The organism is Fluviicola taffensis DSM 16823, assembly GCF_000194605.1.
GTDB classification, from domain to species: Bacteria; Bacteroidota; Bacteroidia; order Flavobacteriales_D; family Crocinitomicaceae; genus Fluviicola; species Fluviicola taffensis.
In genome coordinates, this window is sequence record NC_015321.1 from 744,087 (window position 1) to 758,367 (window position 14,281).

The 14,281-nt window shown below is 37.1% G+C and carries 14 protein-coding genes; 5 read left to right on the forward strand and 9 right to left on the reverse strand.

Features of this window, described 5'->3' with window-relative positions; translation table 11 throughout:
* Positions 1–134 precede the first annotated feature (134 nt).
* Genes FLUTA_RS03240 through FLUTA_RS21985 form a run of 3 tightly spaced genes read left to right on the forward strand, consistent with a single transcriptional unit; the run spans position 135 to position 2,529 of the window.
* Positions 135–923 carry a sterol desaturase family protein gene (locus FLUTA_RS03240; RefSeq protein ID WP_013685416.1) on the forward strand — a complete coding sequence of 263 codons (789 nt, stop codon included), beginning with the start codon at positions 135–137 and terminating at the stop codon, positions 921–923.
* Complete coding sequence (locus FLUTA_RS03245) at positions 898–1,692, forward strand: class I SAM-dependent methyltransferase (RefSeq protein ID WP_013685417.1); 795 nt, start codon at positions 898–900, stop codon at positions 1,690–1,692. The genes FLUTA_RS03240 and FLUTA_RS03245 overlap by 26 nt, the downstream gene beginning before the upstream one ends.
* 12 nt (positions 1,693–1,704) lie before the next feature.
* Complete coding sequence (locus FLUTA_RS21985; RefSeq protein ID WP_013685418.1) at positions 1,705–2,529, forward strand: DUF1304 domain-containing protein; 825 nt, start codon at positions 1,705–1,707, stop codon at positions 2,527–2,529.
* 68 nt (positions 2,530–2,597) lie between these two features.
* Here the strand turns inward: FLUTA_RS21985 and aroQ are convergent, their stop codons facing one another.
* The gene (gene aroQ / locus FLUTA_RS03255) at positions 2,598–3,029 is read right to left on the reverse strand and encodes a type II 3-dehydroquinate dehydratase (RefSeq protein WP_013685419.1); all 432 of its coding nucleotides are present in this window, start codon (positions 3,027–3,029) and stop codon (positions 2,598–2,600) included.
* Between the two features lie 2 nt (positions 3,030–3,031).
* Between aroQ and xerD the strand changes: the two genes are divergently transcribed.
* Positions 3,032–3,937: a site-specific tyrosine recombinase XerD gene (xerD, locus tag FLUTA_RS03260; protein ID WP_013685420.1), complete on the forward strand. Its 906-nt coding sequence runs from the start codon at positions 3,032–3,034 to the stop codon at positions 3,935–3,937.
* Positions 3,938–3,964: 27 nt separating this feature from the next.
* On the opposite strand, the gene FLUTA_RS03265 is transcribed toward xerD, so the two are convergent.
* From FLUTA_RS03265 to trhO, 4 genes are all read right to left on the reverse strand, one after another.
* On the reverse strand, positions 3,965–4,969 hold the full coding sequence (locus FLUTA_RS03265; protein ID WP_013685421.1) for a hypothetical protein: 1,005 nt from the start codon (positions 4,967–4,969) through the stop codon (positions 3,965–3,967).
* Between the two features lie 178 nt (positions 4,970–5,147).
* Positions 5,148–6,461: a 30S ribosomal protein S12 methylthiotransferase RimO gene (rimO, locus tag FLUTA_RS03270; protein ID WP_013685422.1), complete on the reverse strand. Its 1,314-nt coding sequence runs from the start codon at positions 6,459–6,461 to the stop codon at positions 5,148–5,150.
* A gap of 202 nt (positions 6,462–6,663) precedes the next feature.
* Positions 6,664–7,554 (reverse strand): prolipoprotein diacylglyceryl transferase, encoded by an 891-nt coding sequence (lgt, locus tag FLUTA_RS03275; RefSeq protein WP_013685423.1) that lies wholly within the window; start codon positions 7,552–7,554, stop codon positions 6,664–6,666.
* A gap of 33 nt (positions 7,555–7,587) precedes the next feature.
* Positions 7,588–8,631: an oxygen-dependent tRNA uridine(34) hydroxylase TrhO gene (gene trhO / locus FLUTA_RS03280; protein ID WP_013685424.1), complete on the reverse strand. Its 1,044-nt coding sequence runs from the start codon at positions 8,629–8,631 to the stop codon at positions 7,588–7,590.
* Between the two features lie 359 nt (positions 8,632–8,990).
* Between trhO and FLUTA_RS03285 the strand changes: the two genes are divergently transcribed.
* Positions 8,991–9,347: a four helix bundle protein gene (locus FLUTA_RS03285; RefSeq protein ID WP_013685425.1), complete on the forward strand. Its 357-nt coding sequence runs from the start codon at positions 8,991–8,993 to the stop codon at positions 9,345–9,347.
* Positions 9,348–9,428: 81 nt separating this feature from the next.
* Here FLUTA_RS03285 and FLUTA_RS03290 read toward each other — a convergent pair whose 3' ends face one another.
* The 4 genes from FLUTA_RS03290 to FLUTA_RS03305 all read right to left on the reverse strand — a co-directional run bounded on the left by FLUTA_RS03290 (position 9,429) and on the right by FLUTA_RS03305 (position 14,148).
* Positions 9,429–10,682: a hypothetical protein gene (locus FLUTA_RS03290; RefSeq protein WP_013685426.1), complete on the reverse strand. Its 1,254-nt coding sequence runs from the start codon at positions 10,680–10,682 to the stop codon at positions 9,429–9,431.
* 78 nt (positions 10,683–10,760) lie between these two features.
* Positions 10,761–12,338, reverse strand: coding sequence for a replicative DNA helicase (gene dnaB, locus FLUTA_RS03295; protein ID WP_013685427.1), 1,578 nt, complete (start codon positions 12,336–12,338; stop codon positions 10,761–10,763).
* A gap of 149 nt (positions 12,339–12,487) precedes the next feature.
* Positions 12,488–13,120: a porin family protein gene (locus FLUTA_RS03300; RefSeq protein ID WP_013685428.1), complete on the reverse strand. Its 633-nt coding sequence runs from the start codon at positions 13,118–13,120 to the stop codon at positions 12,488–12,490.
* Between the two features lie 263 nt (positions 13,121–13,383).
* A complete protein-coding gene (locus FLUTA_RS03305; RefSeq protein WP_013685429.1) occupies positions 13,384–14,148 on the reverse strand; it encodes an exodeoxyribonuclease III in 765 nt (254 codons plus the stop codon).
* Between the last annotated feature and the right edge of the window lie 133 nt (positions 14,149–14,281).

Consider the following 14,281-nt stretch of genomic DNA (forward strand, 5'->3'; position numbering starts at 1 on the left):
GTTAAAAGTTATCGAGTAGTTTTGCCACTAATTCGTAGTTAGTTTTTTTTAACTAACTTACTCTTTGGAACTACAAATTCCATGAGGATCTACAATTCAAATAAAATTGCGACCTTTAATAGAATTCAAATACAATGGAAACAATTACGGATCTTTGGGTAAAGATTGCTTATTACATTTCACTCCGCTACTTGCTAATTGCAGGCGGAGCATATTTTGTTTTCTACATTCTGTTCAAGAAGCAGTTCTTTCAACGAAAAATTCAACTCATTCTACCTAAAAACAAACGCGTGTTGATGGAAGTACTTTATTCCATGCAAACAACAATCATATTTGCTAGTATATTTTTACTCGTGATGGTTGTTTTTAGGCCGCACACCAATCTGTACAAAGACATCACGGAATACGGAATCGGCTATTACATCTTCACGATTCCTGTAATGTTTATTATCCACGACACTTATTTTTACTGGATGCATCGAGCAATTCATCATCCCAAATTATTCAAACACATTCATTTTGTACACCATCAATCAACAAATCCCACTCCGCTTGCAGCCTATTCATTTCATTTTTCGGAAAGTATTCTAGAAGCACTGATTATTCCAATTATTGCCTTTACCTTACCTGTTCATCCTACCGCATTAATTCTCTTTTTATTGGGGCAGTTTATTATCAACGTTTATGGGCATTTAGGCTTCGAGTTGTTTCCTTCAAATTTTCAAAAAACATGGATTGGAAGATGGATAAATACTTCCGTAGCTCATAATCAACATCACAAATATTTTAAAGGAAATTATGGATTGTATTTTTTGTTTTGGGATCGCTGGATGGGCACACTCCGAACGGATTACGACGAAGCTTTTGACGAATTAAAAAACAGAAAAAAACACGCTCATGGAGAATTACAAGGAAATCAATAAAAAACAATGGAATCAACGCGTTGAGCCACACGTTGAATCGGATTTTTACGATGTTCAAGGGTTTCTTGCGGGGAAAACCTCGCTTCAAGAAACAGAACTTGCATTACTCGGAGATGTGGAAGGAAAACGCATTCTACATCTGCAATGTCATTTTGGTCAGGACACCATTTCATTAGCACGAATGGGAGCTAGTACTATTGGAGCAGATTTATCCGACAAAGCAATCGAAAAAGCACGCGAATTTTCCATGCTTTCAGGAACAGATGCCACTTTTTTTTGTTGTGATTTATACGATCTTCCGCAGCATTTGGAAGGAGAATTTGACATTGTATTTACGTCTTATGGAACCATTGGTTGGTTGCCAGATCTAGACAAATGGGCTTCCGTTATTTCTCATTTTTTGAAGCCAGAAGGGAAATTTGTATTTGTAGAATTTCACCCAGTTGTTTGGATGTTTGATGATGATTTTCAAAAGGTTGGATATCGTTATTTCAAATCCGATCCGATTGTAGAAACAGCAACAGGAACCTATGCAGATAAAGACGCGCCAATTCAAACAACTTCAGTAAGCTGGAATCATGGAATGAGTGAAGTAATAACGAGTTTGCTCAAACAAGGTATTCACATCCAAGATTTGCAAGAATACGATTTCTCAAACTACAATTGTTTCTTGCACACAGACGAATTTGAACCAGGAAAATACCGGATCAAGCATCTTGGAAATTTTATTCCCATGATGTATTCGATAGTAGGAATAAAATCACTTTAAACGTTAATTAGTATGGAAATCGCACTTAAAATTGTAATCGGAATCGTAGCTCTTTTCCACCTCTATGTGATGTGGCTGGAAATGTTTGCTTGGACAACACGTGGCCCAAAAACCTTCAAGAATTTTGACAAAGACTTGTTCCCTAAAACAAAGTCTCTTGCAGCCAATCAAGGATTGTACAATGGGTTTCTAGCTGCAGGATTGATTTGGACGTTTTTTATCTGTAATCCGGAATGGCGTTTCAATGTAAGTATGTTCTTCTTAATTTGTGTGGTTGTAGCGGGACTTTACGGAGCACTTACAGCAGATAAAAAAATCTTTTTCGTTCAAGGATTACCTGCATTGATTGGAATTGTGCTGCTCCTTTTTTCTCCTAAAAGATGTGATGTGACAATTGACCAAAAATGCGAGATAAAGACAGAAAAACTGGCTTACTACTATTATTCGAATAGTCAGAGATATCCTACAGACACCGTTTCAGCATCCGAAATCTTAAAAAAAAACAATAAAGATTCGTTGATCTCAATCGGTTTCATTGACGTGAATGGAAAAGGAGTCGGAGTTTCTCTTTTCACAAATGAAAATCACGAATTTGCTATGGATGCAAACTCCAATTCAGGCTATATTCAAGGAATCGGGAAAATTTATGATCATTCCATAACTTGGAGAAATTTTGGAGTTCTTCATACCACTAATGATAGTATAAATCGGATTATTTCTCTTGGTTTGGGGAGATTGATTGCAATGGAAACGGAGAATTTTCGAGACGAGTATTATAAATATGGACGAGGCCTAAAGGAGCACATTGATTTTATCGAACCGAAACTACAGAATTAAATGAAAGGGGAAATCTTGAAATACGATAAAAATATGTAGGCACGCGACGCATCGCGTGCCTACATATTTCAATATCCAATCTTCCCACGTTGATTGCCTTCAAACCATTCCAACGCCAAACGATAACCATCCATTCCAAATCCCATGATTGATCCTGCACAAACAGCTGTAATCAATGAATTGTGACGAAATTCTTCCCGTTGAGCTAAGTTGCTGATATGAACTTCTACCACCGGAATTTGAATTCCTGAGACAGCATCACGAATCGATACACTCGTATGTGTATATCCGCCTGCGTTGAGAATAATTCCATCGTGTTTTGAATCGTGGAGGGCATTGATGATTTCACCTTCCACATTGCTTTGAAAATAGTCGATTTCTCCCGTAAAATTCTTCTTTAACTGATCCAAAACATGTAAAAAAGTACGATTTCCATAAATTTCGGGCTCACGTGTTCCTAAAAGGTTTAAATTCGGGCCATTGAGAATTAGAATGCGCATCATTGAAAAATTGGGAACGTACTATTAAACAATTTGTTCATTATTTGAAGATTGAACGAAGCTTGGCTGAAAATTCCATTTTCGCTTATCAACAAGATATTGCGAAGTTACGTGACTTTTGCGAATCTTACACACTTTCTCCTGAACACATTCAAACTGGGCATTTAAAACAATTTGTTGCAGAGCTTTATGATATGGGATTAAGTGCACGTTCACAAGCCCGAATAATCAGTGGTTGGAAACAATTTTTCGACTTTTTAGTCTTGGAAGAAATCCGTAAAGACGACCCTTCTGAAGCATTGGAACTTCCTAAAATTGGCAGAAAACTACCCGAAGTATTGACAATCGAAGAAATTGATGCATTGATTGATGCGATTGATTTAAGTTCGAATGAAGGTCAGCGAAACAAAGCAATTCTCGAAACCCTTTATAGCTGTGGAATTCGTGTAAGCGAGTTAGTTTCTTTGCGCTTTGAAGATTGTTTTTTCGAAGAAGGATTTATTCGTGTAATCGGAAAAGGAAACAAGGAACGATTGGTTCCTGTGAGTCCAAGTGTGATTGAAGAAGTTGGTGAATATGTAGAACATGACCGAAGTAACTTATTAATCAAAAAAGGCCATGAACAATTTGTATTTCTCAATAGACGTGGCGCTCAATTAACACGTGTCATGATTTTCACGATTATCAAACGTTTAGCAGATTTAGCTGGGATTAAAAAGAATATTAGTCCACACACGTTTCGACATTCTTTTGCCACTCATCTCATTGAAGGTGGCGCAAATCTACGTGCGATTCAAGATATGTTGGGCCATGAAAGCATTACCACTACCGAAATTTACACGCATTTAGATCAACGTTTTTTGCGCGAAGCAATTTTGAGTTATCACCCACGGAATACTTTAAACTAAAAACAAGAAGCAATACTCTTTCAGCTTCTAAAAAAGGTCTGTTCCTTTAATTCGGAGTCTTGCTTTGTCAATAAATTGCTCCAAACTATCAAAATACGCATTCCGTTGTCGTTGGTTTTCTTCCGAAATCTTTACACAGCTTTTCAGCATGGATTTAAACACTGCAAACGATTTATTGACGTAATCTTGATCAATCGTATACAAGTAATTCAGCATGTTGTGAGTGATATATAACATGCGATAGGCATTCGTTTCAGAAATAATCGTATTGTCTTGAATATACGTTTGATGTAAATAAAGATGAAAGTTATCTTCTTCAGTAATAACTGGTTGTCCTTTGATGAATTTACGACCAATTTCAGCTTGCTGTTTGATGTGTTCTACTAATCCTGAAACTTCATCAATCAAATACAGAGCATCTTCTGGAGTTTCAAAATACCCCAATTCGTAGAAGGATACAATTTCTCGAATTAATCCTTTCCCAGCATCATAACCAATTACTTCTGTTGATTTTACGCGGATATAAAAATTCGACATTTGCTGCAATTGTTCATCTGAAATGTCGCCTTTCCAACCTTTGTGAAACTTGACATTCTCTAACTGCCCCAATTTCAAATAACATTTCCCAAAATAAAGCAACTTAAATCGCAAAAGTGCTGGTGAATTCAATAATTGGAAGATGATTAAATCCAAATTCGACATATACAATTCTTGGGTTCGCTGTGCAACCATCCGTTTAAATCCATCCATAATTCCTGTCAGATAAGTCTCAAATGAAAACTCGGAACGTTGAATAGGATTATATTGAAAGGTGACACTTTTTCCCGAAACACCAATAATTTTATCGATTGACAGTTCGTATTTTTGACAAAGCAAATTGATTTCTTCTGGTTTCAAGGCTGTTTCTCCTCGCGCTCTTCTGTAAGCTGAATCGCGAGACAATTCCAAATCATCCATCAATAATTTCCCCAAAGAGGTATCGTGAGGTAATTTAGCTTTAAGCTGTTCAAGTAGTCGGTTCTGAATGTCCATACTCAAAAATAGACTTTTTATTGAAACATTTACAAAACAGGGGGTGTAAGAACTTTGAATTCGGAAGCTCTCTACCTTTTTAAAACCAGAAAGCAGCCGAAATACTGGCAATTATTTCTAAACTAAAAAACCGCTCATCGTGAGAGAAGCGGTTTTCAATTTTATTTAAATTTTGATTTTACATCGCGAATTTCCCGTACAAGTCGTAATGATCTGCCGAAGTAATTTCAACCAGCGCAAAATCGCCAACGCTAACGTATCCTTCTGATTTCTTCACAAGCACCTCATTATCAACCTCTGGAGAATCGAATTCGGTACGTCCAATAAAGTAGTCTCCTTCGATACGGTCAAAAAGAACTTTGAACGTTTTACCAATCTTTGTTTGATTTAATTCATAGCTAATTCCTGATTGCAATTCCATGATTTCATCTGCACGTTGACGTTTTACCTCATCGGGAACATCATCTTCCAAGGAATGAGCATGTGTATCTTCTTCATGAGAATAGGTAAAAATCCCTAAACGATCAAATCGCATGCGTTCTACGAAATCAACCATTTCTTGAAAATCTTCTTCTGTTTCACCTGGATAACCCGCAATTAAGGTCGTGCGAATTGCTATTCCTGGAACTTTTTCACGAATTGTATGTACCAACGCTTCTGTTTTCTCACGCGTAATTCCACGACGCATTGATTGCAAAATCTTTGTTGAACCGTGTTGCAAAGGCATATCTAAATACAAACACACATTTGGATATTTAACCATTGCGTCTAGTACATCCATCGGAAACCCAGCAGGAAAGGCATAATGCAAACGAATCCATTCAATTCCTTCCACAGCCGCTAATTGATCCAACAATTCAGCTAAATTTCTCTTTTTGTAAATATCTAATCCGTAATAGGTTAAGTCTTGTGCAATCAACAAAATTTCTTTCACACCTTGAGCAGCAAGGCTTTTTGCCGATGCAACCAACTGATCCATTGGAGTAGACACATGCTTTCCACGCATCAATGGAATGGCACAAAATGAACAAGGTCTATCACACCCTTCAGCTATTTTAAAATAAGCGTAATGTGAAGGAGTTGTCAATAAACGTTCTCCAACCAATTCGTGCTTGTAATCTGCTTTTAATGTTTTCAACAAGCGAGGCAAATCTCTGGTACCAAAGAATGCATCTACTTCTGGAATTTCTTGTTCTAAATCGTCTTTGTAACGCTGAACCAAACAACCCGTAACATATACTTTGTCAACGAGTCCTTCATTTTTAGCATCCGCATAACGCAAAATAGTATCAATTGATTCTTGTTTTGCATTGTCGATAAATCCACACGTATTGATAATGACAATTTCAGAATCATCTTGTTTGGCCTCATGTTCCACTTCAAATTTATTGGCTTTCAATTGCGCCATTAAAACCTCTGAATCAAAGGTGTTTTTGGCACATCCAAGTGTAACTACGTTGACTTTGTTTTTTCGAAGTGTTTTTGTTTTCATGAAATCGATTCAATACTAAAAGGGGCACAAAGGTACAGCAAAAACTTGGAGGAATGAAATTGGAATTTCAGGAAGGCTATTTGTTCTGCAATTCAACAAATAAATAAGCCAGCAAAGTGATTAATATCTATAATTCGTAATATAACGATATCATAAAATTCGGATATAAAAAAGCCTCGACAATCACTATCGAGGCTTTCACTTATTTTAAAGGAAGTGGTGTTGCTACCGCTTCGTCAAATTTTGCTTGTTCTTTTGGAGGAACTTTTCGGAAGGTTAAATAAAGTCCGATCAATACAAAAGGAATACTCAACCACTGTCCAGTTTTCAGCATCCAAACTTCATCGTTTGCATTTTGCCCAACTTTAATAAACTCAATAAAGAAACGAGCCGTCCAAATGATAACCATAAATACCCCGAAAATTTTCCCTGGAGAGAATTTCGCTTTGGTCTTCCAATACATACGGTATAAAACAATGAATGAAATCAGGTAACAAATCGATTCATACAACTGACTAGGATGACGCGGAACAACTTTCCCATTTACTAAGTACTCCTCTTCCAATGCGTGATTGAAGTTGAATCCCCAAGGCAAATCTGTTGGTGTACCAATGATTTCATGATTGACTAAATTTCCTAATCGAATAAAACATCCTGCGATTGCAATTGGCGCAACAATACGATCCAAAATCCACAACATAGGACGTTTAACTACTTGTCGGGAGTAAATATAAAGCATTATCAAAATCATAATTGCGGCTCCATGGCTAGCTAGACCACCTTCCCAAACTTTCAATATCTCCAAAGGATGATCCAAGTAACCTTTTTCAAAGTATCCTTGTGCATTATATCCATCATGCCAAGGTCCATAGAAAAAAACATGCCCTAAACGTGCTCCAATAATAGTTGCTGGCACTACATACAACAATAATTTATCCAAATATTTTTCAGATATATCTTCTGATTTGAACATTTTTCGAATGATGTAGTATCCGAAAATCATTCCTCCTACGAACAATAATCCGTATAAATTTGGAGTAGACCATCCTTTAATTAATTGTGAATCTACGTTCCAGTCAATTGCTAATTCCACGTGAGTTGATTTTGATGCTCGAAGATAACGGTTTTATTGATTCAATTTCTGCAATAAATGCTCTGCTCGTCCTTTTTTGAATATTTTATTGCTGTTTTCAAGCCCCTTTCTCAATGCTTTTTGCTCTTCAAATGACAAATGAGTAATCTCTTGACATTCGGGTGTGCAACAACTCTCATATTTCGCAGTACATTTTTCACACTGAATAAAGAGTAAATGACATGCTTCATTCGCACAATTCACATGTACATCTGCGGGCTCACCACATTGATGACAATTTGAAACGACGTCATCCGTGATCCGTTCACCTCTCCGCTCATCAAACACAAAATTCTTTCCAATAAATCGATTATCAAGCCCTTTTTCCTTGCATTCATTCGCATACTTAATGATTCCACCTTCTAACTGATGAACATTCTTAAATCCGCGGTGTTTGAACCAAGCTGAAGCCTTTTCACAACGAATTCCACCTGTGCAATACATCACGATGTTCTTATCCTCATTTCCTTTCAAATAAGCATCTTCAATAATCGGTAAAGATTCGCGAAAAGTATCTACATCTGGAAGAATTGCTCCTTTGAAATGACCAACCTCGTGTTCGTAGTGATTTCTGAAATCAATCAAAATCGTATTCGGATCTTGTGTTAACTCATTGAATTCTTCTGCTTTCAAATGCTTTCCGATATCGGTTACATCGAAAGATTCATCGGTTAAACCATCTGCTAAAATCTTGCTTCGAACTTTCACCTTTAATTTCAAGAAAGGAAACTCAGCCCCTTCTTCTTCAACGGCAATATTCAATCGAACTTCATTTAAAAAGTCAATTGAATAAAGATCTGTCCGAAATTCATTCAAGCGATTTGTTGGCACCGAAATTTGGGCATTAATCCCTTCATGTGCGACATAAATACGACCCAATACCTGATTGTTATTCAACAATTGGTAGATGTAATCTCTGAAAATTTGAGGATTGGCAATTTTTGCGTACTTATAGAATGAGATTGTCACAAATTCATGACCTGCCTCGCGCAATTTTTGCTCTAATTCCTCCTTACTAAATGTATTCCACAGTTGCATGCTATGTTTGTTTTTGTAAAAAGTTGGGGCAAAGATACAAAGATTTCAGGACGTTAGGATTTCAGGAGATTAAGACTTTATACTTTTTTACAAAAAAGAAAACTCCGATCCACCAAAGTAAATCGGAGTTTTCATTACCGAACCTAACCAAATCACTACAAAAATTAGAGAAATATTGAATTCAAATATTTCATCTAAATACTACTAATAATCTACTTACGTAAAAAAAAGTTTTTGGATTTTTAGAGGGGAAAATTCCTAATTCCTAATTCCTAATTCCTAATTCCTAATTCCTAATTCCTAATTCCTAATGAATCAATTCACAATTTTTATTATCTTAAATAAGAAACACTATTCATATGAAAGAAAATATTATTCAAAAGAAAAGCTTTGACTTTGCAGTACAAATTATAGAAACTTATAAATACTTAGCATTCGACAAGAAAGAATTCGTTCTTTCCAAACAACTTTTGCGTTCTGGAACATCAATCGGTGCAAATATCTCAGAAGCCATTCGAGGTCAGTCTTCAAAAGATTTTATACATAAACTTCAGATTTCAAGAAAAGAAACGAATGAAACCCTTTATTGGCTAAAGTTGCTCGAAACAACAAAGTATTTACAATTTGAAGTAGCAGCAAAACTAATTCAAGGATGTGAAGAGCTCCTGAAAATCCTCACGTCTATTATTAAGACATTGGAAAGTAAGTCAAAGTGAGTGCAGAGAATAATTAAAGGTTCAAATTCGTAATTCGTAATTCGTAATTCGTAATTCGTAATTCGTAATTCAATATAACAACTACGTCTTCCGCTTCTGCTTTTTCGCTGCAGGAAACAAAATATTATTCAAAATCAATCGATAACCTGGTGAATTCGGATGCAAGTTTAAATCCGTTGGAGGATCGCCTACTCGGTGCTGGAAATCTTCTGGATCGTGGCCTCCGTAGAATGTCCAAGTTCCTTGTCCCATTTCTCCATGGATGTATCGAGCGGTATTCAGAGCTTTGTTTTCTCCTAGTACCAGTACGTTCGACTTAATCAAATCTCTTCTAAAATCGGTTGTTTGCCCCATGAAACCATCAATTACATCGGTATGACATTGAGTCAACATGGCTGGAACAACATCCCATTTAGCTGAGAAATCAAACAGAGTAAACTTATCTTGATTTGCTGGCAGACGGTGCATTTCAGTTCCATCAATATTGGAGTATTCATACACCATCGGATCTTGAACTAAGATAAAATCCTTGAATGCAAAAGTCATGTTGTAATCCAATTTATTCTGACAATTCGGATCTCTCGGATCACCATCGAACATCCGTTCACAAATATCTGTTTCATGTGCAGCTAGTGCAATATCGAAACTATCTGTTCCACTACACATCGTAAATAAAAAACCTCCGCCCATGACGAAATTTCGAATATTATTGGCGACTGCTAACTTCAATTGTGAGACCTTTGCAAAACCAAGATTTGATGCATCTCTTTCTGCATCTGCCACCTGATTGACATACCAAGATTCTCGATGAAAGGAAGCATAGAATTTCCCGTATTGCCCGGTGAAATCCTCGTGATGTAAATGCAGCCAGTCGTATTTCGGAAGAATCCCCATCACAATCGCTGAATCGTATATTTTATCATAAGGAATTTCTGCGTAATCCAATACCATTGTCACTGCATCATCCCAAGGCAAGGAACTACTAGGAGTATAAACAGCAATTTTAGGAGCTTTTTCCAGTTGTACAATTTCCATGTTCACTTCTGGATTCGCAATTTCTGTTCGAATTGCATTCACTTGTCCGTCAGCAACAATCTCGTAACTAACTCCCCGAATAATCAATTCTTCCTCAATCGTTCGCAAATGCGGAAACAAAAAAGAACCACCTCGATAATTCAAGAGCCATTCCATTACTACATTATTTTCAAGTACCCAGAATGAAACACCATAAGCCTTCAAATGATTGCTTTGTCTTTCATCCATTGGAACTAAAATAGAAGAAGCTGAAACTGTTTTAACAACGATTAAAAATGCAAGTGCTAGGAAAAATTTCATCATTCATTTTTGTGTATGCACTAAAATTAATTCAAAAATTAACTAATGCTGGATTTTCAACATAAATTGTGAAAGGAATCAAAATGGGGTTTCATCAGGCCCTTTAAAATCTTCATCAGGAACATTGTTCATGTTACTTCCAAGCGTAATCGTGCGTGGTGACTCATCAAAACTGCGATTCATCGACATTCCAGCACTCATTGCATTCGGATTAAAGTCATTTCCTGGAGCACTGTTGTATTGATCTTCCATATTTTCGAAGCGCGCATACTTTCCAACGAAACGCATTCGGACATTCTCCAAAGCACCATTTCTATGCTTTGCAATAATGACTTCACCAACACCTTCATTGGAAGAACCATCTTCAGCGGTTGTAATCCCGTAATATTCTGGACGGTATAAGAATCCCACGATATCGGCATCTTGCTCAATTGCTCCAGATTCACGTAAATCCGACAAAACTGGTCGTTTATCACCACCTCTTGTTTCCACCGAACGTGAAAGCTGAGACAATGCAATTACTGGAATATTCAACTCCTTCGCAATCTCCTTAATGGAACGTGAAATTGTTGAAATTTCCTGCTCGCGATTCCCACTTCCTTTTCCACCACCAGCAGACATTAGCTGCAAATAATCAATTATGACCATCTGAATATCGTATTGCATTTTCAATCGACGACATTTTGCACGTAAATCAAATACACTTAATCCAGGCGTATCATCAATATAAATAGGCGCTTCGGCTAATTTTGTAACCCGTGAATACAACTGTTGAAATTCGTATTCTTCGAGTTTTCCTTTTCTTAATTTCTCTGCTGAAATCATACTTTCTGCAGAAATCAAACGTTTTACAAGCTGAACAGAGGACATCTCCAAGGAAAAAATCGCAACTCCCATATTGAAATCGACCGCTGTATTTCGAGCCATCGACAATACGAAGGCTGTTTTACCCATTGCAGGACGAGCTGCAATTACAATCATATCCGAACGCTGCCAACCAGAAGTCACTTCATCCAACTTACGGAAACCAGTTGGCACACCTGAAAGTCCATCACTATTTTTAGCAGCTTGTTCTATCTCTTTAATCGCTTCACTCACCACCACATTCATGGTAGCAACCGATTTTTTCATATTATTTTCAGCAATCGAGAATAAAGCACCCTCCGCTTTTGTCAACATTTCAAATACGTCAGACGTTTCATCGTAAGCATCTCTCAATGTTTCTGAGCACATCCGAATGATTTCACGTTGAATGTGTTTCTGGGAAATAATTCGCGCATGGTATTCGATATGAGCAACTGAACCAACTCGTTGTGTCAAGGAAGACAAATAAACAACACCTCCAGAAGCCTCCAATTCACCTCGTGACTTAAGTCTTTCTGCAACTGTCAATAAATCAATTGGATTAGATGTTCCAAACAAATCTCGAATAGCTCCATAGATAAAAGCATGTTTTGGATCATAAAAACTATCTGCTGATAACATATCAATGGTATCAGTTACTGCATTTTTATCCAACATCATAGCACCAAGAACAGCTTGTTCTACATCAATTGCTTGGGGTGGTATTCTCCCCATTTCATTTGCAAGCGGTAAAATAGCATTCTTGGTACGAGCTCCTACCCTACGGGAATTGTTTGGTTGTTGTTCTTCCATGAGGACAAAGATACAGATTCAAAAGTTGCCTTTAGAACGAAAGTTAAAGAATAAGTTACCAAAAGTTAATCAACATGTTATGAACAAAAAAGAGCCCGACACCCGATAGTTATCGGAGACAGACTCTTCCCAAATCAATAGGCAATAACTTAGAATCTGTAACCCAAGGTTAATTGAAGCCATTGATTTTTATAGCGTGGAGTAGATGAGGAACCATCACCAAGGTTCGTTTGAAAATCCCATCCAGCTCTCGGAGACACCACAAAGTGAGTGATATTTATATCGAAGCCAACAACTGCCCCAAGTGTGTTTTTTCGAATATTGTCGTTGTCGTATTCAATAAATTCTGAAGTTCCAAAAGTTCCTGTTGAAAAATCCGTTTTTTGACTCAACAAAAAGGAATATTGAGGACCCAAAACGATTGTAAGAAACGATGCTGGTTTAATTGTAAATAACAGCGGAACTTCTAAGTAATTCGTTGTACGTTTAAAGGCGTATGGCTGCATTAAAAAAGTACCGGACCCCTGATATCCTTTTTGCGAAAACAAAACCTCTGGTTGAACACCCAAATATTTTCCAATTGGAATATGTATGAAAGCGCCTCCAGCAAAGCCAACCTTACCTTTCGCTTCAAAATCTTGGTCTTTCTCATCCCATACATTGGAATAATTACCCCCTACCCTAAGTCCGAATTTAAAATTTTCACGGTAGTCTTCTTGTGCATTAACGTTCATCCCGAACATTGCTATGCCTGCTAAAAGCATTGTTGTAATTTTTCTCATGTTGATAGTTTGTTTGTTTTGGAATACAATTGCCCAAATCCATGCCCCGCGGGGTTTTACTACTCACAAAAAAACTTAAACCCTAAACACAGAAAGACTTTCAGAAGGCGGTTTCAAAAAACAATATCTCACACCAAAACGGCGATTTATTTCAATTTGAAAAAAGAGATTTCATTTTGGGGAACATACTCAATATTTGAACCGCATAAAAATATAGGTCACATAGATTTTCTATGCGCCTCTGTGATCTATATGATTCGCAATCACAAACTCAACTCCACACCAACTGGACAATGATCGGAGCCAAAAATTTCATTATGAATAGTTGCTTCTTTTATTTTAGGAACAAAGCCTTCAGACACCAGGAAATAATCAATCCGCCAGCCAACATTCTTCTCTCTTGCTCCACCACGGTAGCTCCACCAGGTATATTTCACCTCATCACCATTTTTTGCACGCCACGAGTCAACTAATCCATTTGCAGTAAAGGCATCCATTCCATCAATCTCTTCTTGCATAAATCCAGCAGATTTGTTGTAATTTGCCTTTGGTCGAGCCAAATCTATTGCTTTATGTGCTACATTGAAATCGCCACAAACTACCACTGGCTTCTTGGCTTCTAAATTTTTCAAATAACTCAAAAAATCAGCATCCCACGTTTTACGGTATGGCAAACGCAACAATTCACTTCCTGAATTCGGAACATAAACGGTTATTAAATAGAATTTGTCGTATTCAGCACAAATCACCCTCCCTTCTTCATCGTGATGAGAAACCCCCATATCGTAAACAACTGACAATGGCTCCACTTTCGAAATAATCGCCGTACCAGAATACCCTTTTCGTCCCGCTTCATTGGCATATACAAATGGATAATCCAAAGGATTCACAGTTTCCAATACTTGTTCAACAGTTGCTTTAGTTTCTTGTAAACAAATAACATCTGCTTGCATCTCTTTCATATCTGTGAGAAAAGATTTCCCTGCAATTGCTCGAATTCCATTTACATTAAAAGAAAGAAGTTTCATAGTCTAAATTTTGAACGTAAAAATAGAATTTTGGAGGATTACTTTAAGTAAAAACCACCAAATTAATCACACCATCTTTTTTTTACCGCAAATGCGCAAATGAAAAGGGGCGCTTACCAGTCGCCCCTGAACG

What these genes read in the sequence shown, in the direction of transcription:
- FLUTA_RS03240 (WP_013685416.1), top strand. Translation starts at nt 135, where the DNA reads ATGGAAACAATTACGGATCTTTGGGTAAAGATTGCTTATTACATTTCA.
- FLUTA_RS03245 (WP_013685417.1), top strand. Translation starts at nt 898, where the DNA reads ATGGAGAATTACAAGGAAATCAATAAAAAACAATGGAATCAACGCGTT.
- FLUTA_RS21985 (WP_013685418.1), top strand. Translation starts at nt 1,705, where the DNA reads ATGGAAATCGCACTTAAAATTGTAATCGGAATCGTAGCTCTTTTCCAC.
- aroQ (WP_013685419.1), bottom strand. Translation starts at nt 3,029, where the DNA reads ATGCGCATTCTAATTCTCAATGGCCCGAATTTAAACCTTTTAGGAACA.
- FLUTA_RS03265 (WP_013685421.1), bottom strand. Translation starts at nt 4,969, where the DNA reads ATGGACATTCAGAACCGACTACTTGAACAGCTTAAAGCTAAATTACCT.
- rimO (WP_013685422.1), bottom strand. Translation starts at nt 6,461, where the DNA reads ATGAAAACAAAAACACTTCGAAAAAACAAAGTCAACGTAGTTACACTT.
- trhO (WP_013685424.1), bottom strand. Translation starts at nt 8,631, where the DNA reads ATGCAACTGTGGAATACATTTAGTAAGGAGGAATTAGAGCAAAAATTG.
- FLUTA_RS03285 (WP_013685425.1), top strand. Translation starts at nt 8,991, where the DNA reads ATGAAAGAAAATATTATTCAAAAGAAAAGCTTTGACTTTGCAGTACAA.
- FLUTA_RS03290 (WP_013685426.1), bottom strand. Translation starts at nt 10,682, where the DNA reads ATGAAATTTTTCCTAGCACTTGCATTTTTAATCGTTGTTAAAACAGTT.
- dnaB (WP_013685427.1), bottom strand. Translation starts at nt 12,338, where the DNA reads ATGGAAGAACAACAACCAAACAATTCCCGTAGGGTAGGAGCTCGTACC.
- FLUTA_RS03300 (WP_013685428.1), bottom strand. Translation starts at nt 13,120, where the DNA reads ATGAGAAAAATTACAACAATGCTTTTAGCAGGCATAGCAATGTTCGGG.
- FLUTA_RS03305 (WP_013685429.1), bottom strand. Translation starts at nt 14,148, where the DNA reads ATGAAACTTCTTTCTTTTAATGTAAATGGAATTCGAGCAATTGCAGGG.